16 protein-coding genes are annotated in these 21,661 nt (G+C 61.2%); 6 read left to right on the top strand and 10 right to left on the bottom strand.

The features are described from left to right. Positions 1–9: 9 nt before the first annotated feature. From VFG26_RS17460 to VFG26_RS17445, 4 genes are all read right to left on the bottom strand, one after another. The gene (locus VFG26_RS17460; protein ID WP_325027315.1) at positions 10–957 is read right to left on the bottom strand and encodes an alpha-E domain-containing protein; all 948 of its coding nucleotides are present in this window, start codon (positions 955–957) and stop codon (positions 10–12) included. 7 nt (positions 958–964) lie between these two features. Further along, positions 965–2,359 carry a circularly permuted type 2 ATP-grasp protein gene (locus VFG26_RS17455; protein ID WP_325027327.1) on the bottom strand — a complete coding sequence of 465 codons (1,395 nt, stop codon included), beginning with the start codon at positions 2,357–2,359 and terminating at the stop codon, positions 965–967. 219 nt (positions 2,360–2,578) lie between these two features. Then, positions 2,579–3,769, bottom strand: coding sequence for an MFS transporter (locus VFG26_RS17450; protein ID WP_325027313.1), 1,191 nt, complete (start codon positions 3,767–3,769; stop codon positions 2,579–2,581). Positions 3,770–3,916: 147 nt separating this feature from the next. After that, a complete protein-coding gene (locus tag VFG26_RS17445) occupies positions 3,917–5,593 on the bottom strand; it encodes a formate--tetrahydrofolate ligase (protein ID WP_325027312.1) in 1,677 nt (558 codons plus the stop codon). 241 nt (positions 5,594–5,834) lie between these two features. Here VFG26_RS17445 and VFG26_RS17440 point away from each other — a divergent pair, with 241 nt between their 5' ends. Continuing rightward, the gene (locus VFG26_RS17440) at positions 5,835–7,025 is read left to right on the top strand and encodes a cyclic nucleotide-gated ion channel (RefSeq protein ID WP_325027311.1); all 1,191 of its coding nucleotides are present in this window, start codon (positions 5,835–5,837) and stop codon (positions 7,023–7,025) included. Positions 7,026–7,101: 76 nt separating this feature from the next. Here VFG26_RS17440 and VFG26_RS17435 read toward each other — a convergent pair whose 3' ends face one another. From VFG26_RS17435 to VFG26_RS17420, 4 genes are all read right to left on the bottom strand, one after another. After that, positions 7,102–7,269: a hypothetical protein gene (locus VFG26_RS17435; RefSeq protein ID WP_325027310.1), complete on the bottom strand. Its 168-nt coding sequence runs from the start codon at positions 7,267–7,269 to the stop codon at positions 7,102–7,104. Positions 7,270–7,488: 219 nt separating this feature from the next. After that, positions 7,489–8,277, bottom strand: a complete 789-nt coding sequence (locus VFG26_RS17430) for a PP2C family serine/threonine-protein phosphatase (protein ID WP_325027309.1) — start codon at positions 8,275–8,277, stop codon at positions 7,489–7,491. 7 nt (positions 8,278–8,284) lie between these two features. Then, positions 8,285–9,073 carry an FHA domain-containing protein gene (locus tag VFG26_RS17425; protein WP_325027308.1) on the bottom strand — a complete coding sequence of 263 codons (789 nt, stop codon included), beginning with the start codon at positions 9,071–9,073 and terminating at the stop codon, positions 8,285–8,287. Positions 9,074–9,137: 64 nt separating this feature from the next. Then, positions 9,138–9,719, bottom strand: a complete 582-nt coding sequence (locus tag VFG26_RS17420; protein ID WP_325027307.1) for an FHA domain-containing protein — start codon at positions 9,717–9,719, stop codon at positions 9,138–9,140. Positions 9,720–10,012: 293 nt separating this feature from the next. Between VFG26_RS17420 and VFG26_RS17415 the strand changes: the two genes are divergently transcribed. The 5 genes from VFG26_RS17415 (at position 10,013) to prmB (ending at position 17,755) form a co-directional block, all read left to right on the top strand. Then, entirely contained in the window at positions 10,013–12,382 is a 2,370-nt protein-coding gene (locus VFG26_RS17415) for a serine/threonine-protein kinase (protein WP_325027306.1), read from the top strand. A 187-nt stretch (positions 12,383–12,569) separates the two neighbouring features. After that, complete coding sequence (locus VFG26_RS17410; RefSeq protein WP_325027305.1) at positions 12,570–13,724, top strand: thermonuclease family protein; 1,155 nt, start codon at positions 12,570–12,572, stop codon at positions 13,722–13,724. Between the two features lie 422 nt (positions 13,725–14,146). Continuing rightward, on the top strand, positions 14,147–15,463 hold the full coding sequence (locus VFG26_RS17405; protein ID WP_325027304.1) for a DUF2541 domain-containing protein: 1,317 nt from the start codon (positions 14,147–14,149) through the stop codon (positions 15,461–15,463). A 255-nt stretch (positions 15,464–15,718) separates the two neighbouring features. After that, complete coding sequence (locus VFG26_RS17400) at positions 15,719–16,822, top strand: fatty acid desaturase (protein ID WP_325027303.1); 1,104 nt, start codon at positions 15,719–15,721, stop codon at positions 16,820–16,822. A 24-nt stretch (positions 16,823–16,846) separates the two neighbouring features. Continuing rightward, entirely contained in the window at positions 16,847–17,755 is a 909-nt protein-coding gene (gene prmB, locus VFG26_RS17395; protein ID WP_325027301.1) for a 50S ribosomal protein L3 N(5)-glutamine methyltransferase, read from the top strand. Between the two features lie 42 nt (positions 17,756–17,797). Here the strand turns inward: prmB and VFG26_RS17390 are convergent, their stop codons facing one another. Both VFG26_RS17390 and sucD read right to left on the bottom strand, forming a co-directional pair. Further along, entirely contained in the window at positions 17,798–20,647 is a 2,850-nt protein-coding gene (locus VFG26_RS17390) for a phosphoenolpyruvate carboxylase (RefSeq protein ID WP_325027300.1), read from the bottom strand. A 111-nt stretch (positions 20,648–20,758) separates the two neighbouring features. Beyond that, positions 20,759–21,658, bottom strand: a complete 900-nt coding sequence (gene sucD / locus VFG26_RS17385; protein ID WP_325027299.1) for a succinate--CoA ligase subunit alpha — start codon at positions 21,656–21,658, stop codon at positions 20,759–20,761. Between the last annotated feature and the right edge of the window lie 3 nt (positions 21,659–21,661).

Genomic DNA, 21,661 nt, shown 5'->3' with positions numbered 1-21,661 from the left:
CGTCGATCCTCAATCGCTAAAGTGATAAGCGGCGGAGATCTCGTTACCGAGCTTGTTGTTGCGGGCTATGAAATCCTGCACGAACTCGTGCAGGCCGGACTGGAAAATGTTGCGCATATCGGCTTCCAGCAAGAGGTCGCGCGTCGCCTCAGCGGTCGTCTGACAGTCGTGTCTCACACCGTAGAATACGGAGAGATCGCGAAGAGCCAGCGTCAGCTCATCGTAACATGAACGGAGCGATCTCGGCATTTGCCGGTTCAGAATCATAAAATCGGCAATCTTCAGAGGCCGGTAATGATCTTTGAAGACCCAACGATAGCTACGGTGTGCGGACACCGATCGCAGCAGCGCCGCCCACTGATAATTATCCTTTTCACTGCCCACCATCTCGCTCGAAGGCAGGAGGTGATAGTATTTGACGTCGAGAATGCGCGCGGTGCTGTCGGCCCGCTCAATGAATGTTCCGGTCTGACTGAAATAATACGTGTCGTTGCGCAGAATCGTATTCAGCAGGGCGCCGCGGTAGAGCGCGGATCGCGAACGCACCCAATCCAGAAGCTCAGGAAGCGAATTCGACGTTATGGTCGCCGGGCGGATGGCGGAGAATTCCAGCCAAGCGCTGTTCAGGCTTTCCCACATCTCGCGCGTCAAAGCCGTCCGCTGCGCGCGGCCATTGCGGCGGGCGCTCGCAAGACACGATGCGATGCTCGACGGATTGGATGTATCGAACAGCATGTAGTCGATGACGTTCTGCGACATGAGTTCGCCGTGCCGCTGCGTGTAGCCATGCATGCACCCGGCGCTTTCGAGGGTGGACCGCCATTCCTCGTGGAAGCTTTCGCCTTCGCGCGGGAGAAGCACAATGCGGTAGCCCACCTCGAGAAGACGCGCGATGTTTTCCGCGCGCTCGATGTAGCGAGACAGCCAATAGAGATCGTTTGCCGTACGTCCAAGCATTCCGAAGCTATTCCTGCAGCACCCAAGTATCCTTGGTGCCGCCGCCCTGGCTCGAGTTGACCACCAGCGAGCCCCTTTTCAGAGCCACGCGCGTCAACCCTCCCGGCATCAGCCGCACCTGATCGCCAATGAGCACGAAGGGACGCAGATCGAGATGCCGTGGGGCGACACTCGAATCGGCGAGCGTCGGGCATGTCGAGAGCGAAAGCGTCGGCTGGGCGATATAATTCGACGGATTAGAGATCAGCTTCGCCCGGAAAGCTTCGATCTGCTCTTTGGTCGACTTTGGACCGACGAGCATGCCGTAGCCGCCGGACCCGTGAACTTCTTTGACGACAAGCTCGGACAGATGATCGAGCACATACTTGAGGCTCGAAGCGTCCCGGCAGTTGTATGTCTCGACGTTGGCGAGGATCGGCGGCTTGCCCGTATAGAATTCGATGATCGTCGGAATATAGCTGTAGATCGCCTTATCGTCGGCGATGCCCGCTCCCGGAGCGTTGACGATCGTAACGCGGCCGGAGCGATAGACGTCAAATATTCCGGGCACCCCGAGCAACGAGGTCGGATCGAACACGAGCGGATCGAGGAAATCATCATCCACCCGCCGGTAGAGCACGTCCACCCGCTTCAGGCCCTCAGTCGTCTTCATCCGGAGAAGGCCGTCAATGACGACGAGATCGGAGCTTTCGACCAGCTCGACGCCCATCTGATCGGCAAGGAAGGAATGCTCGAAGTAGGCGCTGTTGTATACGCCTGGCGTCAGAAGCGCGATCGTCGGCTCTGCGTCGAGATTTTCCGGCGCGACGCTTTCGAGCGTCTTCAGCAGAGCGTCGGGATAGTTTTCAACGGGGCGTACCCGGTTGCGGCTGAAGAGGTCCGGGAACAGATGCATCATCGTTTCGCGGTTCTCCAGCATGTAGGAGACACCGGACGGTGTGCGGGTATTGTCCTCCAGGACCATGAAGTCGTCCTCGCTGGTACGAACGAGGTCGACACCGATGATGTGGCTGTAGACGCCGCGCGGCGGGTCCACGCCGATCATCTCGGGCAGGAAGGCCGAGTTCTGCGTAACGAGTTCTTCGGGAATTTTACCGGCCTTCAGAATCTCCTGCCGGTGATAGATGTCGTACAGAAATGCGTTGAGCGCGCGAACGCGCTGCTCGATGCCGACTTCGAGACGGCGCCATTCCTCGGCGGAGATGATGCGGGGAAGGATGTCGAAGGGGATGAGGCGCTCGCTGGCTTCCTGAGCACCGTAAACTGCGAAGGTGATGCCGGATCGACGAAAGAGCACTTCCGCTTCGGCCGCCTTCTGCCGGAGCGCGTCGAGATGCTGAACGCCCAGCCACTCGGAGAGACCGCGATAAGGAGCGCGAACTCCACCGCCGTAGCCGTTCATTTCGTCGAATGCCGCGACCAAGACCACCCTCCCGTCACGATTCTTTTCGGATTGGCATCGCAAACCCCAGGCCAGTTTGCACAAGGCCCGGAAATGCTGACACTAACGGCTTAAGCCGCCATGTGGTTGCTAGCGAAATATGCAGCTCACGGCATTCTTAGCATAAATTTCTGGCAGCTCCGCAAAGCGTTAGAGATGATGGCGCGCGGCAATTCAACCTCAGGTCTGCGCGGGGTCCGTAAGACCTGGAACGGGCGATGCCGACCTTGATTTAAGGCCCCAAGCCGTCACGATCCCGAGCAGAGCCATCACGGCGCCGGCGGACAGCATCGTCCAGAGGATGCCGGCGCTGCCGAGGCCGAACCCGTACGCCAACGGACCGAAGGCTTGACCCAAGAATACGAAGAAGGAATGGGCCGCAACTCCGGAAGCGCGATACCTCGGAGCGAGCTCCGTCGCCTGCGTCTGCAGCGAGTTATGGATCATGTAAAAGCCGACGCCGACGATCACGAACATCGCCATTTCCACCGGCCAAGACGTGCCGTACGACAGCATCGCCAGCCCGAGGCCCGAAACTATGCCACCAGCCATGATCAAGTTGTAAAGGCCGAGCCGTCCGAGCATCAGCCGCACCATCACAGTGTATATGAAGCCGCCAACCGCGAAGCCCGACAGCACGATGCCTGCTTCCTTCAGGCCTCCTGCGCCGCGCTGCTCGAGCAGAGCCGCGACGTAAGGAAAAAGACCGAAGATCACGATGCCTTCAACGAACACGGCCGAGAAGCAAACAATCGATCGCGGATTGGCGAAGACCTCGCGGTAGCCGTGGAGGAACTCGCCGCGATCACGTTTCTCGCGCTGAGCGGCGGCGGGAGGTTTCAACCCCCATATCGTCACGAAGAGGGCTGCCAGGGCCAAGCATGACGCCGTCAGGGTGGAGATCCGCCAGCCGAATTCGGCTGCCACAAAACCGGCGCCGATCAGGCCCGCGAGATTACCCGCGATGATTGCGGTCAGAACGCGGGACAGCGCGACCTGCCGTTCCTTCATCGGAAATGCGTCGCCAACGACCGCAAAAGCCAACGGAATGATGCCGCCCGCGGCTGCGCCGCCGATAAGGCGCGCAACTGCAAGCATGCCAAATGCCGGAGCTACGGCTGCGCCCGCCAAGCACACTGCGACGAGCAGCAGCGCAAACTTGATAATGCGGGATTTGCCGAAGCCATCGCCCAGCGCCCCGAGCACCGGCTGGGCGAGCGCGTAGGGAAAGGCAAAGAACGACGCGAGCATCGCGACAGACGCGGTATCGACGCCGAGGTCGCGCGAAATGTCTGGCACGACGGGATCAAGGAGCCGCATCGACATAGAGCTGACGAAGCAGCTCGCGGCAAGAATTGGGAGAAGGCGCATTCGGGCGGCGGTTAGCTCGGACGGGAACGCGTCCTTCCTAACGGAACAGGGCAGGCCGCGAAACGGTCTGCCCCGTATGACTGGTATGTTTTTGATGGCGCCGGCGACTCCCCTTCGGGGAGCCGGCCGCGAGCGCAAGAGCAGTTCTTAGAACAGACCTTGGATCTGGCCCTTGTCGTCGAGGCGGATCGAGTCTGCTGCCGGAACTTTGGGTAGGCCCGGCATCGTCATGATCTCACCCGTGACGACGACGATGAACTCGGCGCCAGCCGAAAGCCTCAGCTCACGGATGGGCACGATGTGTCCCGTCGGCGCGCCGCGCTTAGAGGGATCGGTCGAGAACGAGTACTGCGTTTTCGCCATGCAGACCGGGAAATGACCGAAGCCCGCTGCCTCGAAATCCCGGAACTGGTTTTCGACGCTCGCGTCGCACGAGATATCGGCCGCGCGATAGATCTCGGTCGCGATCGTCTTCACCTTGTCGCGGAGCTTCATGTCGTCGGGATAGAGCGGTTTGAAGTTCGCCTTGCCTTCGTCGATCACATTGACGACGTGCTTGGCGAGCGCCTCCGTGCCCTTGCCGCCGTCGGCCCAGTGCGTGCAGAGGAACGCCTTCGTTCCCATGCTTTCGGCGGCCTTTTGAACTTCCGCGATCTCGGCGTCGGTGTCGGTGATGAACTTGTTGACGGCGACGACGGCCGGCACGCCGAACTTGTTCACGTTCTCGATGTGACGCTTCAGGTTCTCGCAGCCCTTGGCGACCGCTGCCGCGTTTTCAGCTTTGAGATCATCCTTGGCGACGCCGCCGTGCATCTTGAGCGCGCGCACCGTTGCCACGATGACGACTGCGGAGGGCGAGATGCCGGCCTTGCGGCACTTGATGTCGAAGAACTTCTCAGCGCCGAGGTCAGCGCCGAAGCCCGCTTCGGTCACGACGTAGTCGGCAAGCTTCATCGCCGTCTTCGTGGCGAGCACCGAGTTGCAGCCGTGTGCGATGTTGGCGAACGGACCGCCGTGAATGAAGACGGGGTTGTTTTCCAGCGTCTGCACGAGGTTCGGCTGCAGAGCATCCTTCAGAAGAACCGTCATTGCGCCGTCGGCCTTCAGGTCGCGAGCGCGGATCGGCTTCTTATCGCGCGTATAGGCGACGATGATGTTGCCGAGGCGGTTTTCGAGATCCTTGAGGTCCTTTGCCAAGCAGAGGATCGCCATGACTTCGGAGGCGACCGTGATGTCGAAGCCGTCCTCGCGGGGGAAGCCGTTCGAGACGCCGCCCAGGGAATTGACGATCGAGCGCAGGGCGCGATCGTTCATGTCGAGCACGCGTTTCCAGCCGACGCGGCGCTGGTCGATGCCCAGGGCATTGCCCCAATAGATGTGATTGTCGATCAGAGCGGAGAGCAGGTTGTGCGCGCTCGTGATGGCGTGGAAGTCGCCGGTGAAGTGGAGGTTGATGTCTTCCATCGGCACGACCTGGGCGTAGCCGCCGCCCGCCGCGCCGCCCTTCACGCCGAAGCAGGGTCCGAGCGAGGGTTCACGCAGAGCCGCGATCGCCTTCTTGCCGATATAGTTAAGGCCATCGCTGAGGCCGACCGTCGTCGTGGTCTTGCCTTCGCCAGCCGGCGTCGGGCTGATAGCCGTTACGAGGATAACTTTGCCGTCTGTGTTCGACTGAATCTCGTTGATGTAGTCGGTCGAGACTTTCGCCTTCGTCCATCCATAGGGAATGAGCGCATGCGACGGCACGCCGATCTTGGCTGCGACTTCGGCGATTGGCTTTATTTTCGCTTCGCGCGCTATCTCTATGTCGGACTTCACAGACACGGTTTTCCTCCGAGAAATCTTTTTTTATTGGCAGTGTGCCAATATTCGAGGTGGGACCACGATATTGAACTGCCACGGGTTGCACGCCAAGCACCTGCGGCCAAAAAACCAAGTTTGGCGTGAGTGCCGGCGGGACATCCGCTGATGCCTCAGTTAGCTAAATGGCGCAAGATCTTCCCGCGTCGCGGCTTGCGGCGATGCCGGAGAAAGCGCGCGCCCACAGCGCCCGAGGGGATGGGGATTGCAGGAACTCACGGATCGTTCGCTCGACTATGCGCCAGATGGGCCGCGGAGGAAGAGGCTCCGCCAGCGCGTTTATGAAGTCATTGAGACCGGCCATGGAGAAAGTCTGGCCAGCCGGATTTTCGACGCCTTCATCGTCATCCTGATCTTACTCAACGTCGCTGCCTTCATCGCTGAGACCGTGCCGAAGCTCAGGGCCGAGTGGTCACGCGAGTTCTATTATTTCGAATTCATCTCGGTCGCAATTTTCACAGTCGAGTATTTGCTTCGGCTTTGGACCGCCGTCGAAGTTCCGTATCTCGCCCGCACCGCGCCATGGCGAGCGCGGCTCAAATTCGCGATGCAGCCTGCGCTGCTCATCGACCTCATCGCAATCCTGCCGTTCTATCTTGGCGAACTGATTGCGATCGATCTGCGCGTGCTCAGGACACTGCGGCTGCTGCGCTTCCTGAAGCTGTCCCGCTATTCGCCGGCCATGTACACGCTGATCCGCGTGCTTTCCAACGAGCGGCGGGCGCTGCTTGGCGCGGGGCTGTTGCTGTCGGCGGCGCTGCTCTTCTCCGCCACGCTCATGTATTATATCGAAGGTGAAGCGCAGCCCGAGAAATTCGGGAGCGTACCGGACGCCGCATGGTGGGCCATCGCGACGCTGACCACCGTCGGCTACGGCGATGCCGTGCCGATCACGCCTTTTGGAAAATTCATCGGCGGCATCACGATGATCACCGGTCTTTGCATTCTCGCGTTGCCGGTCGCCATTATTTCCACGGGGTTTGCTCAGGAATTGCAGCGCCGAGACTTCGTCGTCACCTGGTCGCTGATGTCACGCGTGCCTCTCCTGGCGCGGCTCGATGCCAAGGAAGCCGCCGAGATCATGCCGCTGCTGCAGGCGCACAATCTGCCGCCCAATTTCGAAGTGGTGAAGAAGGGCGCGCCGAGCGACGCTTTGTACTTCATCGCCTCCGGAAAAACGCAGACCGCCGACGGCGAGCGCCTTTATGGGGTTGGCGATGTCTTCGGCGTTGCGGCGATGTTCGATGAGGGCGTGTACCAAGATGCCGTCATCACGTCATCGAAATGCCGATTGCTGAAGTTGCAGCGAGACGATTTCTATCGCCTCGCGTCGAAGCAGCCGCACATCGCATCGCGCATTCGCAATCTCGCTTCGGATTACAGCGACGGCGCTTGATGCTTTCGTGACGAGGTACAAAAAAAGCAGCGGGTTCGAGAACCCACTGCTTTTCAGTGCAAGCGGATTTCAAAACTTACTTCTTGACGCAGGTGTTCGTGGACTTATCCCACTTCATATCCTTCGCCTTCTTGCAGTCCGCTTTGGTTTTCGGCGCTGCATCGTCGGCATAGGCGACGACCGGAGCCGAGACGGCCAGCAGAAGACCAGCAACCATAGCGCCGCTGAGAAGCTTGGAAATCATATGTCTCTCCTTCACGTTTCTTCCGGCCAGGACGGCCGCAACGCTGCGCTCAATACGGAAGGTTCTTTGCCGGTTTCTGGCGGCCAACATACATTTGCGTAAGGTTCAAACGCGCGAAGTCTGTTGACACCAACAATGCGCTGCAAGCGTTGGAAAAACGGCGCTCGCAATCGCGTTTGCAGAAGATCAATCGGAGAAGAAAAATTCAGTGAGGCTCGTTCAGCCGACGACCCTGACCACGAGCACGGTCGCGTTGTCCTGGTAGGGCTCGCGCAATGCCTCAATCGCGCGGATTATGGCGTTGGCGACGGCGGCTGCGCCATCCTTCGCATAGCCTTGAATGAGACGCGCAATCTCGCTCGTTTCGAGCGTCGCGATGCCATCGCTGGCAAGCACGACGTAATCACCCGCTTCGAGCCTCAAAGGTTGGCGGGAGACATCAAGAAGATCGATTTCTTCACCCGTTACCGCTGAACGCAGCATGTGACGACGTGGATCGTGACGGGCTTCGGCCGCGGTCAGCTTGCCTTCCGCCACCATCCGATCGAGTTCGGGAGCGAGGGAATGGTCTTCGTTCAGAAGAGCGACCTCGCCCCGCCGGAATAGAAAGAGCGGGCTATCGCCGACGCTGACCCATTCGACGCCGGAGGGTCCAAAGGCCGCTCCGACGAGCGTCGACCCCATGCCAGCAAGGAGAGGATTATCGACGATCTTGGCTGCAACGGCGGCGTTGGCGGCGCCGAGACCTGAGATCAGGCGCTCCCCAACGTCGCCTTTGGCGGAGGCGACGTACTCCAGGAAATTTTCGCAGACGGTTTTACTCGCGAGCGCACCGCCCGTGTGCCCGCCCATGCCGTCCGCCAAGACGGCGAAGCCGCCTTGGTCAAAGCCGGGGCCTTCGCTCGACATTGCGACAGGCTCGCTGCCGTCAGACATGAAGGCAGCGCTGTCTTCCTGATAATCCCGGGCTCCGCGCGTTGCGGCGATTGCGTGCTCGAACGGCGGCATTCGATCCTTAAGCTTCGGATATCTCGGACCAATCAAAATCGCTTCCGCAGAACGGCAGGAATGCGACTTGGGTGCGCCCAAAGGTTATTACGTCCATCGGATGCAGCGGCACCGGGCCAGCCGGTCGCTTGTCGTTCACGGAAACGACGTTCGTCTTAGCAAGATTTGGCACGAAGAGGAAAGACCGATCGCTCGAATCATAGCGCACATATGCCTGCGCTTCGTTGGAGATCGTCTCATCGCCGAAATCGAGCGGGATGCGATTGGCTGCGGACCTGCCGACCGTGTTGTTGCCCTCGAAAATCGGGCGGTAGGAGCCAAGGCCTGGACCGCCGACCACAATCAAGAAACCGACGACGGGATCGCGCTCGAACGTTCCATGCTCGATCTTCTGTTTGCCGCGGACGAGGATCGTCCTTGGGGCCGCTTCGGGCTCGGGCTGCCGGGACTTTGCCGGGTCCGGCCGGATGACGCGGGTCGTCGGCGGCTGATCGATGTCAGTGGGCAGCGTGACGCGATCAGGCATCTTCGTCTCCGGCGGTGTGCGGGCGATTCGTGCAGCTTCCTCGGCGCTCGGGATTTCGGGAGCCGGGACGGGCGGCGGGGCGATGCTTTCAGCATTGGCGGCCGTCGCGACAGGCGGTTGGGGAACGGCGGCTGCTCGGACTGCTGCAGCCGGTGCCGTGTCTTCCCGGCCAGCAGCCATCAGAGCATCTCTTAGGGAGCCCAGAAATTTATGCGGCTTGGCAGCTTTGGGCTCGCGGCCTGCTGTCGTTTCCCCACTCTCGATAGCCATTCCGAATCTCCCTCCCATTTTCCTAACCTCAGGCCGCCGTAAAATCTTGATCTTGAACTGAGCATTACCCGACACCAGCCCGGAATCTCAGCTTTCCCGGACCGAGTTCGATGACATCGCCATCGTTGAGGCGCGCTTCGCAGCAGCGCTTGCCATTGACGATCAGCCCATTGCTTTCCACGCCCGACAAATCGGTGATGTGCCAATTATCGGAATCGCGGTGGATCGCGGCGTGATAGCGATGCACGGACCTGCTCGGAATGCGGATGTCGTTGTCGTGTTCGCGGCCGATGCGAAGCATGTCGCGCAGAATTGCACAGCGCATCTTGCGGCCGGTGCTCTCTATTTCGACGAATGGCTGCCGCTTGCGGGTATCGGCTGCGTTCGCAACTTCTGCCTCGAATGTCTTTTTGTGCCCGGGACGATAGCGCAAGGTGGCATCGGGCGACCGGCGAAGCGGCTCGGAGGCTTTCATCAGCATCGTCAAAAGCGGCAGAATGGTTGCGAGGACAAGGCCGAGCATCAGCGCCGGGGCTGCCTGATAGCCTTGTAAAAACAATGATTCTGCAGCGCTCGCGAGGTGGAGGGACGTATCGATCACAGTTTCTGCGCCGCCAGCTTTTGCCGGGAAAGTCAAGACTGCCATGCCCGAGAGAATCGCCGTACCCGCTACGGCGCATCGAGTTCTTGAAAGCTCGTGCATCTGATTCGCGCCCAAATCACGTCAGGCGAATAAGGTTTGTAGATGTCGGCGGCAACATGGCCCAAAGGCGACACGATGGGGATTTATTCATCACGGGTTCATTGCCCGTCGAGCCGCCACATTTGTGCGCCATTGGGACAAAACAGAGACAAGAATAGCGCTCTGCCCGAAAACCCGAGTCAGAACCACCAGAGGCCTTTCATCACCAGCGCGCAGACGGCACGCGCACGAGGATCATGACGCAGCTTGTCGCTTTACCGGACGGCACGGAGCTCGCGGGCGATTATAAAATCGTACGCGTTCTCGGCGCAGGCGGTTTCGGCGTCACATACCTTGCCGATGAGCCCGAGCTGACGCGCAAGGTCAGCATCAAAGAATATTTCCCAAGCGATTTCGCGCTTCGCACCGAGAGCCTGGAAGCGACGCCGCGGTCAGAGGGTTGTAAGAGCGACTACAATTGGGGTCTCGACCGCTTCATCGAAGAAGCGCAGACACTCGCGAAGTTCGACCACCACAACATCGTCAAGGTTCACCGGATCTTCCGCGCGAACAACACCGCCTACATGGTGCTGCGCTTCGAGGAAGGGAAAAACCTCAAGGCTTGGCTGAAGGATCTCGGCCGGGCGCCGCGCCAGAAAGAGCTCGACCAGATCGTCGCTCCGCTGCTTGATGCACTCGAGGTGATCCATAAGGCGGATTTCCTGCATCGCGATATCGCGCCCGACAACGTCATCATTCGAAACTCCGGCGATCCTGTTCTGATCGACTTCGGCGCGGCGCGAAGCGACATCGCTGCGCACTCGAAAACGAAGACGGTCTCAGCGCTCGTGAAGCCCGGCTACAGCCCTTACGAGCAGTATGCCGAGACGAGCCGCCAGCAAGGCGCTTGGAGTGATATCTACGCGTTCGCGGCAACGCTCTATCACGCGGTGACAGGAAAGCGGCCGCCCGATTCGCCTTCGCGCATGCTGAAGGACGAGATGATTCCCGTGCGCGAGGCCGCGCTCGGCGGGTATCGGGCGACGTTCCTCGACGCCATCCAGCACGCACTGACCCTGGCCCCGGACGGACGGCCGCAATCGGTTGCGGCGTGGCGCAGCGCGCTTCTTGCGCCGGAGCCTGAAAAGCCCCGGCTCTTCCAGCGCTTCAAGGAGAAGACGGAAGTTCGCCGCCAGAAGGAGGAAGCGCAGCGCGCTGTCGAGGCCATTACCGCGGCACCCGTTCCGCCGCCGCCCGATGCTCCTGGCCCCAAGGGCGGGATGCTGGATTTCGTCGAGTCGCTGAAAGAGCCATCTGCGCCAAAGCGTGCATCGGCTTCAAAGCCTCCGGCCCAGCGCCGCCTGACCGCCAAGAAAACAGCGCGCGCAGAAAGGGCGAAGGCCGCCGGCAAGGCCAGCGTAGAAAAGGCGGGCGAGGAAAAGCAGAAGGCGGACAAGGCGAAAGCGGCGGAAAAGCCGCCTCAGCTGCCACCGCCACCGCGCGTTGTCGCCGAGAAGGTCAAATCGAAGCCGAAGGCTCGTCCTAATCCGGATGTGCCGCGCCGCTCGTTTGTCCGCAGGTGGACGACGCGCCTGATGTTTGCCGCATCGATTGCGGGCATCGCTTTTGCGTTCCACGATCGCATTCCGCAGATGCTGTCATCACGCGGGAACGCGATCACGACAGGCGCGATCTCGAAACCCGCCGCACATACGGAACCGGGGCTCACTCAGATCTCCGAGATCAAAGCATTCGACGGCGCTATTCAGCAGGTCGCACTCAGCGGCAACGGACGCCTCATCGTGACGGCGTCCGAAGAGGCGACGCTCAAAATCTGGTCCTACGATTCCCATTATCAGCAGGGCACCATCCCGCTGGAGGACGGCGCTCCGACATCGCTCGCGGTGCGCAACAACCGCGTCGTCACGGGCCACGCGAACGGCGCCATTGCGGTCTACGATCTGGAATCGCGCCACCGGCTTTTCCGGTTCAAGCGCAACGACGCCACGATCTGGTCGGTCGCTTTCGATGGGTCCGAGGGTCGCATTGCTGCAGCGAGCCACGACTGGAGTGTCGCCGTGTGGGAAACCGCCAACGAGGCCGCGCCTTTGGCTGTTCTCGAAGGTCATGAAAACGCCGTCCAGGCCGTCGCTGCCGACGCTTCAGGTCAGTGGATCGCGTCGGGGGGTGCTGATCGCGCCGTTCGAATTTGGAATGCGGACACGCGCGATACGCGGCGCACCTACCGCAACAATTCCGATTATATTTCGTCGCTGGCGTTCTCGCCCGACGGTTCGATGCTGGCGACGGGCGGCCTCGATGGATCCGTCAAGCTTCTCTCGATGAGTTCGTATCGATCGCAGCGTTCTCTCAGCAGCCATGATGCGCGAATCACGGCACTCGCGTTTTCGAGTGCGGATGATTTGATGGCATCCGCATCGGAGGATGGCGTCGTGCGGATCAGAAGTTTGAAGCGGCTTCGGACCTACATCCCGCTGACCGGAAAGGGTTCGGGTGCGAAAGCCGTGGCCTTCTCCAACGATGGCCGCACTCTCCTGACCGGCGGTCAGGATGGCGTCATCCGGTTCTGGTCGCTGCCGGAAGCGCAGATCGCGCAGCGCAATTGAGCTTTGCGCTCGATGGTTTCCCTGCGCATGTTGCGAGCCGCAGACGCGTTCACTAAACCCTTTGGCACGTCGCACAAGAACTTTGGATGTTCCTTGAAAAGCTGGGGACACCCCTTCGGCGACAAAGGGCGGCCATCATTCGCCCCAAACTGACGAGAGCTGATCATCATGCCGGGAGGAGCGCTCGATGTTCGGGTGGCGTAGACGCAGCGAAGGCTTCGAATGGCGCGAATATGTGCGCACGACCGTTCTCGTGCGCCGTGCGGACCGACAGCGCCGCGCCGAGGACATTCGCGCTGCTGCCGTCGCCAAGGTCAAGAATGCTGCGGACGCAGGTGTCGGAGCGGGCCGCGCAGGGGTTTCGGCTGCGCGTTCGCAGCTATCACGGCTGCTCTCGGTCACAGGCGAGGTGCTCCTCGACCTAGCAGTGGCTGCTTATGCGGAGCTTTCGCGCTGGCGGAAATTCTTATGGAGCGTCGCGAAGGATACGTTCGGCAGCCTGTTCCGGCCCGTGCGCGAAGCTTTGCGCGTGCCCATCGATGCAGCGCGCGACAAGGCCAAGATCATTCCAGACATGGCTCGCGCCTTCCCGATCAAGGCGCATCATCTCATCAGCGCTGCGCTGGCGATCGGGTTGATCTACGCCGGCGGGCCCATGCTCCGCAGCGCCGATGGCGTGGGCGTCGTGGGGGCGGACTTGGCGACCGGCACATTGCCCTCGCAGCAAGTCACGGTTTCGACCGAGATTTCCGGACAAGCTACCGCGATCAGCGGTGATGTCATTCGCATTGACGGCACCACTGTCCGGATCGAAGGGATCGAAGCACCCGCCAGCCAGCAGCCTTGCTATCGCGCGAATGGGCGCAAATGGAATTGCGCGGCGGCGGCGCGGACCGCCCTCAACAAAATGGTCCGCGGCCGCTCCGTGACCTGCACCCGCACGGGCCAGGACGAGGCGGGCCGCACGATTGCGCAGTGCGCTGCGGGTGGACTTGATCTGGCGACGCAGCTCGTCCGCAAGGGGCATGTCTTTGCCGCCGGCTCGTATTTCAGCTCGCTCAGCGGCGAGGAAACCGCCGCACGGAATGCGAAGGCGGGCATATGGCAGGGCGAGGCTCTCCGCCCGCAAGCCTGGCGCGATCAGGCCTGGGAAGCCGCCAAGCAGCAATCGCCCGACGGTTGCCCGATCAAGGGCGTCATCCGCGCAAGTTCGAAGATCTACACGCTGCCGTGGTCGGATGCCTATGCCACGGCCAAGGTCCGGCCCGAGCGCGGCGAGCGCTGGTTCTGCACCGAGAACGAGGCAAAAGCTGCCGGCTTCTCGCCCTCGGACCGGTCCTAACGTCTTGTAAAAAAAATCCCGCAGCCGGGGGAGACTGCGGGTCCCAAGTATCGAGCTTCGCCAACGGGGGTCGTGGCGTTGGCGTACAGATCTCTCTCTGTACGATCAGTACATCCGAGAGATCCGGGAGTCGCAAGACCAGGGCGGACACACTTCGCAATCGGAGATTGGGTGTTGCCTCTTCGTCTCTCTGACAACTGGTAGATGTGCCGCCAAAACTGAGGAGCGTGAGCGGACGAAATTCCGATATCTCATGCGATCCGCGTCTCCCGGCCATGGCCCGGATGCTTATGTTGCAGATTCACATCACGTCCCATTCCGATCAGCTGAGGGATCGTCTGCCCGCTGCCTTTTTGGTTGGCCGCCGCTAAAGTGCGCTCCGTCTAGGGGCACGGGCGTGTAGTAACCAGAGGGGTTAGTTTATGTTGGGGAGACTGGTTCTAGGACTGTGCGCCGTCCTGGCCACGGGCGTTGTCACCACGGCCGAAGCCCGGCACAACCGCCACCACCGTCATCATCACCATCGCCATCATCATTATAATTATGGCGATCGCTTGATCCTCATTTCAGAAACGGATGTCGACTTATCGCTCGACAAGTACACGATCGATGTCCGGCAGGCGAAAGGGGCGTACAAGGGCATTCGCCTGCGTAACGCCATGGGCAAGCTCTTTGACGTGCAGCGTGTGCAGATCGTCTACAGCGACGGTTCTGTCTGGAACGAAGACCGCCAGATCGACATGTATTGGGGCGAGCGCAGCCGTCCCATCAATGAGACGTACGAAAGCAAATTCATCGACCAAATCGTGATCGAACAGTCGCCGGGCTACGGCCGCGGGCGACTCCAGATCATCGGTATCCAAGACCGCGATGGCCGGTCGATGGACCGAAGCGGACGCGGCGTGGCAGACCGCTATGACCGGGACCGTGATCGCGACGACCGGAGGGGAAGCGCGACTGCGGACAATATCCCCGTACGGCCGACCGTTCCGGTCGCGACGCCTACAGCGCCTGGGCAACCCACCGCGGGAGGCGATGTCCTATTCGGCGCCCAGTATGTCGGTTTCCTGACGGACCGCGACGTCATTCGCGTCGGCAACGAAGTTGGCAAGTTTGCCAAGATCCGCCTGCGCGTGCTCGACAATGAAATCCATATCAACGAGATGAAGGTCATCTACGCGAACGGCGAAAGCGATACGCTTGCCGTCAACGCCGACATCCCAAAAAACTCGCGCACGAACTGGATCGATCTCAGAGGCGATCGCTTCATCCGGGAAATCCAGCTCGTCTATCGTTCGCGTCCGAACTTCAGCGGGCAGGCCCGGATCGAGGTCTTCGGACAATATGCTCCAGGATGGCTCGGCCCCCAGGGCGAAGGCCGCAAGTATAACCAGGGCTGGGTGCTGCTCGGTGCCCAAACTGCGGGTTTCATAGGGTTCGATAACGACATCATCCCGGTCGGCAGCAATGAGGGCGGGTTCCGCCGGCTTCGCATCACCGTGCGCGACCGTGCAATCACTCTCAACGAGGTGAAGGTCGTCTACGCGGACGGGGAAGAGGAAACCATACCTGTACGGACACGGGTGGACGCGGGCGGTTCCTACGGTCCGATCGACCTGCGCGGAAGGCGCCGCCAAGCGGTCGACCACGTCGAAGCCAAATACCGATCGCGCTTCTTTGACTCCTCAGCAAAGGGCAAAGGCGCGGCAATCGTGGAAGTCTGGGGCCAGCACTACTAGGCGCATTTACCAGGTCTTGCGCGGGTTCGACGCGATAACCACAAATCAGGAGGGCCGGGCACAATCCGGCCCTCTTTTTTTCGCACCTAATCGCGCCGGCCGGAAAATACGCGCGAGGCGTTGCGCCAGAAATGCGTCACCGTGCACGCATTCCTCAAGCAAATGACGTCAACAGCGTTTCGCGAGGCATGCCGAATATGCTACGCGACGCCGTCGCCCGGACGATTTAGATTTCACTCCTGAGGGACCAGAGTTTTGAACTTAAGCCTAAAGCAGCCTTTGCGCGCCGAGAGCCGCGCCGATGTTTCCATCGGCGACGTGCACCCTGCAGCCGCGCCGCAAGCTGCTATGCCTGAAACGCAGAAACAGCGCGTCCGCCGGCTCGCGGCTCACTGCCAGAAATTTCGCGGGGCCATCCCGCGCATCGCGGCGCAGCAATTGGTCACGACGTTCGCTCCGCTCGTTCTCATCGTTGGCATTATGTTCGCCACCGTGGAACACGCTTACTGGGCGACCTTACTGCTGGCGCTTCCGGCCGCCGGCCTGATCGTCCGCGCCTTCATCATCCAGCACGATTGCGGCCACGGCTCGTTCTTCGCTTCTCGCGGTCTCAACGACTTCGTCGGACGGTGCATGAGCGTGTTTACGCTGACGCCTTACGGCCTGTGGCGGCGCGAACATGCGCATCATCATGCGTCGTCGGGAAATCTCGACAGGCGCGGCGCGGGCGACATCGATACCATTACGGTGCGGGAATATCAGGAACTCTCCGGGCTCGGAAAGCTCCGTTACAAGCTCTATCGCAATCCGCCGTTCCTGTTCGGCCTGGGCGTGCCATTCTACTTCCTTGTTCTCCAGCGGCTGCCGTGGTTCCACGCGCTGCCGCCTCGTGACACGTGGAAGAGCGTTATGGCGCTCAACGTCGGGCTTGCCGGCCTCTACGCTCCGCTCTGCTATTTCTTCGGCGTCGCCAACGTTTTGTGGGTGGGGCTGCCGATTTTGCATCTCGCTGCGGCGACGGGCGGCTGGCTGTTCTTCATCCAGCACCAGTTCGAAGAGACGACCTGGGACAAGGCCGAAGGCTGGGATTTCCAGGTCGCAGCGCTGCTCGGTTCTTCTTATTACAAGTTGCCGAAAGTTTTGAACTGGTTCACCGGCAACATCGGCCTGCACCATATCCATCACCTCAACAGCATGATCCCGAACTACCGGCTGGTGGCGTGCCTGGAGGGCAGTCCGGAACTGAAGTCGATCAACCGGCTGACGCTCGCCGACAGCATCCGCTGCGCGCGCCTGAAGCTCTGGGATGAGGATCAACGGCGCTTAATCCGGTTCGACGAACTTCCCGCGACAGCTTGAGAGCACGGTTCGCGGTCCACCATCATGACGTCCGAAATGCGAGAAGCAGCCATTGATGAGCTCGTCAGCGTTCGTGACTGGCTGAGATACGCCGTCACGTCGATGACGCGAGCCGGCCTCACGTACGGGCACGGCACCGCAGATGCCGTCGATGAAGCGGCGTACCTTGTTCTGGCGACGCTCGATCTCCCGATCGACGACATCAATCCCTGGCTCGACTGCCGTCTGACCCGGGCGGAACGCTCGCGCGTCGATGCCGTGATTTGGGGACGCATCGAGACGCGCAAGCCCGCCGCCTACATCACGAACCGCGCCTACATCCAGGGTCGCAAATTCTACGTGGATGAGCGGGTGATCGTGCCCCGGTCATTCATCGGTGAGCTTCTGGTGCAAGATCAGTTGGCGGCGATCGTTCCCGATCCCGACGCCATTGGCCGCGTGCTCGATCTCTGCACGGGCTCGGGTTGCCTGGCCATTCTGGCGGCGGAGGCGTTTCCCAATGCTGTCGTTGATGCGAGCGACATCTCGGCTGACGCACTTGCCGTCGCCGATCGCAACATTGCGGACTATGGCCTCGAGGGGCGCGTGCGCACGTTCCAATCCGACCTCTTCGATGGACTGCCAGCCGCCACTTACGATCTCATCATTTCAAATCCGCCGTACGTGACGGCGGCGGCCGTCGCCGCTTTCCCGCCCGAATACCGCGCCGAACCGGAGTTGGCGCATTTGGGCGGCGAAGACGGGATGGATCTCGTGAAACGCATTCTCAATGGCGCGCCGAGCCGGCTTTCGCCCAAAGCAAGTCTCATCGTCGAGATCGGTAGCGGCCGGGACGCACTTGAGGCATCGCGGCCGGACCTGCCGTTTCTTTGGCTCGACAGCGAGACGAGCCAAGACGAGGTCTTCGCGCTCCTCGCCAGCGATTTGAAATAAACTGAAGCGCCACCGCCGCAGCGGTCGCGAACGGCTGAGGGATCAGCCGAACGCGCCGAAGTGATGCGAAATACCGGTGCCGATCTCGCGCACGAACTCGTACGAAATTTCCATCGGCGTCAGAATCTCGGTTTCGAGACGGGCATAGTCGTCGATGCCGCGCGGGCGATAGCTTGCCTGCTCGTCGAAAGCCTTGCCCGTGAGGTTCTTCGCATCGTGCGGGAACGCTCTGCGCAGAATACTCAGGACCTCGGGGATCTCCAGGCTCAGCGCCATTTCGAGCACCTGCGTGTGGGACAGGCCATCCTGCGGTGCAAACCGCGGCAGCTGAGCCGCGAGGATGAAGATTCGCATGATGACCGCGATCTTGATCGCCTGCATCAGATCGAGCTCAAGCCGGTTCTCGTCCGGCACGAGGCCGTCTTCGATATTCTGATCGGTCAGGATCGCATGCAGATCGATCGCGTCGAGGCGAAGGAGATGCACGAGTTCGGAGATGTCGCTGTGCCGGTCGTCCGGCAGCAGGTGCGTCGCCAGCGTGCGGAAAGCGCTGCTCAACGCTTCTTCGCGGCCCCATGAGGCGCGGGCCGCCCAGAGGCCGGCGTTGAACACCTGCGAGTTGGCATCCATCGCATTGAGGCTTGAGATCGTCTTGCCTTGTCCGATCATCGCCAGCAGCGACTGCAAGCGCTTGGACGATTTCACGAGCTCGTTGAAACGCTCGCGGTCGGTGCCGACGGCTGTGCCGAGCCCGGCCACCACGTTGGCGATGTAGCCGAACTGTTGAAGGATCGCGTTGTTGGGAATGGCACGCATTCGCGCCGGGTTCCCACGATCGGAGGTGTGCTCGCCCTGACGCTTTACGGGACGTGAGCCGGTCTTGAACAGCAGATTGGGGCCGAAAGCTCCCAGCACTGCGCGATAGCCTTTGTGCGCGAAGAGCTTCTGCTGGAAGGCGCGCAGGCGGAGAAGGAAATCGAGGCTGAAGTTCTGTTCCGAATAGAAGGGATCGGTTTCAGCCGGCGGAATCTCGCCGTCCATAACGACAGTGGCGAGCGCGCGCGTCGTCAGCCCGCGGTTGCCGAAGAACATGTAGCCGTCACCGCCCTGGAAGCTCGTCTCGTGCTTCACGGGAATGTTTGCGGCACCGAAGCGGCGGCGCGCCTCGTTGGTCATAAGGTAATGGAGGCGGCGGTAGAGGTTGCCCGGATGCGCGCCGCGGCCCATCGATTCGCCGTGGGTCGAGAAAACAAGCGTTTCGACGTTTTCGAGCTTGGCATTGGCAACGACGGCGGCGAGCCCGTGATAATAGCGCTCGACGGATAGCGTCGCGGGGATCTGGCCGATGAAACGGCCAGCGTCCGAGAAGCCCGTCTGAATGCTCAGGCGTTTGCGGCCCTTCACGTACTCGCGATAGGCCTCCTCTTGGAGGAGGCGCTGCATGATGCGCGTGCCGTTTTCGAGGCCCGTCGGGGTTTCGAAGAGCGGCGAGATATCCGTGATGTCGTCAACGCCAAAGAGCTTGGCGAAGAAGACCGCGATCAAAACCGTCGCCGGGGATTCACATTCGGCGATCAGGAAGCGGATCGGCGTTTCCTTGTCGACGTACTTCTTGATCTGCGCGGTGAGCGCGAACTGGCGGATGGCCGTTGCCGTTTCCAGGTCGAGCGTGGCGAAGCTCACCGTTTCCGGCGTGCAGTTCTTGATCATCTCGACGATGCGCGCGAGCGACTGACTTTCCGTCAGATCGCGGGTCCACGGCTCGTGCACGTAAGCGCGAAACGCGTTGTGCAGCTGAAGCGCGTTGATGCGGAGATGGATGTGCGACATGCCAAGGCCAGTCGCCTCGACCAGGCCGGCAAGCGCCGCCGTCGCGCGCTTCATCTGCGGCGCTTCCACAGCATCGATCAGACTGTCGAACAGCGTCTGCAGCGGCTCGATCGACAACAGATTGTAGCCGTCGTGTTTGGTAATGGTGTTTGCGGCTTCAGCGAGACCTTCGGTGTCGTTCGTGAAGCTCTCAAGCGCCTTGATCTGCTCATCGACCGCGGCAATTCCGAGGTCGAGCTTACCGACGATCTGACGGGCAATGCGCTGCGCGGCATCGCCACCTTCAAGCTTGTGCTTCAGAACCACGAAGCGTTCGCGGATGTCGGCCAGCGCAGCGCGCTTCTCACGCAGACGCGTTTCGAACGAGAACGACCAGGTGATGTCCGTGCGGCCGTCGAGATCGTAGCCGACCCAGGACGCGAATGTCGTCAGCTTCGGCCGCAGCTTGAATGCGGCTTCGCCGAACTTCTGCGAGGCGACGCTGAAGAATCCGTGCAGCAGTTCTTCGTAAGCGTTGCGCAGGTTGCGGATCGCGTCCTGTGCGCACTTGTGCTCGTGCTTCAGCGTCAACGTCTGCTCGGGCCGGTGGGGCAGGCCGATCGTTACGTCGGCTGCCGGGTCGGCGACGGCGATTTCGACCATCCGGCGATAGAGCGCGTCCGACAAGCCGAAAGTCGGATGCGCAGTCAGAACGATGCCGGTGCGGGCGCGCGACCAGCGCTCGGCGAAGGCCTCGATCGAGTTGCCGGATTCGTTCGCGGACTTCTCGACGTAGGAGGTGAAGTCCTTCAGCGTCGTCGCCTGATCGACGTAGCCGATCTTTTCGCGAAGCCTGCGCGCGCGGCGCACGCAGGCGCGGTCCATCAAGCGGCCGGCTAGGCTGCGAACATCCTCAAACGAGATCGCGCCCGATTCCAGCCGGCGCGACAGATCGAAGGCGACATTCAGAATCGGATTGAGCGAAGGGTTGTCGGGGATCTGAGTTCTGAGACGCTTCAGCTCGTTGATCAGCTCGGTTTCATCGAGTTCGGCCGAGCCAATCGCCGGCGGCGTATCCTGCATAACCAAGGCTCCACGCCCCCATGAGTGAGGGACTTAATTCGGATAGTAGATGTCTTAGAGTACCGGAGAGGGCGGCCGGAGGCAAAAGCTCGCTCCGGCCTTTACCCGATCTCAGGCGACTTTTCTGTTTTGGCCGAGAACCTGAGCGACGGTCGCGCCCATTTCCGAAGGCGTCGGTGCGATGGTCACGCCGCAGCCCTTGAGGATCTCAACCTTCTCTGCAGCCGATTCGCCGAATGCCGAGACGATTGCGCCTGCGTGGCCCATACGGCGGCCCTTGGGCGCGGAAAGACCCGCGATGTAGGCGACGACCGGCTTCTTCATGTGCTCCTTGGCGAAGAGGCCAGCTTCGGCTTCCTGCGGTCCGCCGATTTCGCCGATCATCAGGACGGCGTCCGTCTCGGGATCGTTCTCGAAGGCTTCGAGGATGTCGCGATGCGATGAGCCGTTGATGGGGTCGCCGCCGATGCCGACCGAGGTCGAAACGCCGATGCCGAGCGCCATCATCTGGGCTGCGGCCTCATAGCCGAGCGTGCCCGAGCGGCCGACGATGCCAACCCGGCCCGGAAGGTAGATATGCCCCGGCATAATGCCGAGCATGGCTTTACCGGGCGAGATCGTTCCGGCGCAGTTCGGTCCGGTCAGGACCATGCGGCTTTCCTTCTTGTAGCGCCGCATGTAGCGCTTCACACGGATCATGTCCTGGGCGGGAATGCCGTCGGTGATGCAGACGCAATATCTGATCCCTGCGTCGGCTGCTTCCATGATCGCGTCGGCCGCGAACGGCGGCGGCACGAACACGATGGACGCCTCAGCGCCGGTTTCATCGACCGCGCCCTTGACGGTGTTGAACACTGGGCGGCCGAGATGCGAAGTGCCGCCCTTGCCCGGAGTCACGCCGCCGACGACGTTGGAGCCGTAGTCGATCATTTCCTGGGCGTGAAACGTTCCGATACGTCCGGTGAAGCCCTGGATCAGGATCGGCGTCTTTTCATTGATAAAGATTGCCATTGG

The sequence above is a fragment of the Hyphomicrobium sp. genome (genome assembly GCF_035687085.1).
Lineage (GTDB): Bacteria > Pseudomonadota > Alphaproteobacteria > Rhizobiales > Hyphomicrobiaceae > Hyphomicrobium_B.
The sequence above is the reverse complement of the archived record's forward strand: the minus strand, read 5'-3'. Positions and strand labels throughout refer to the sequence as shown.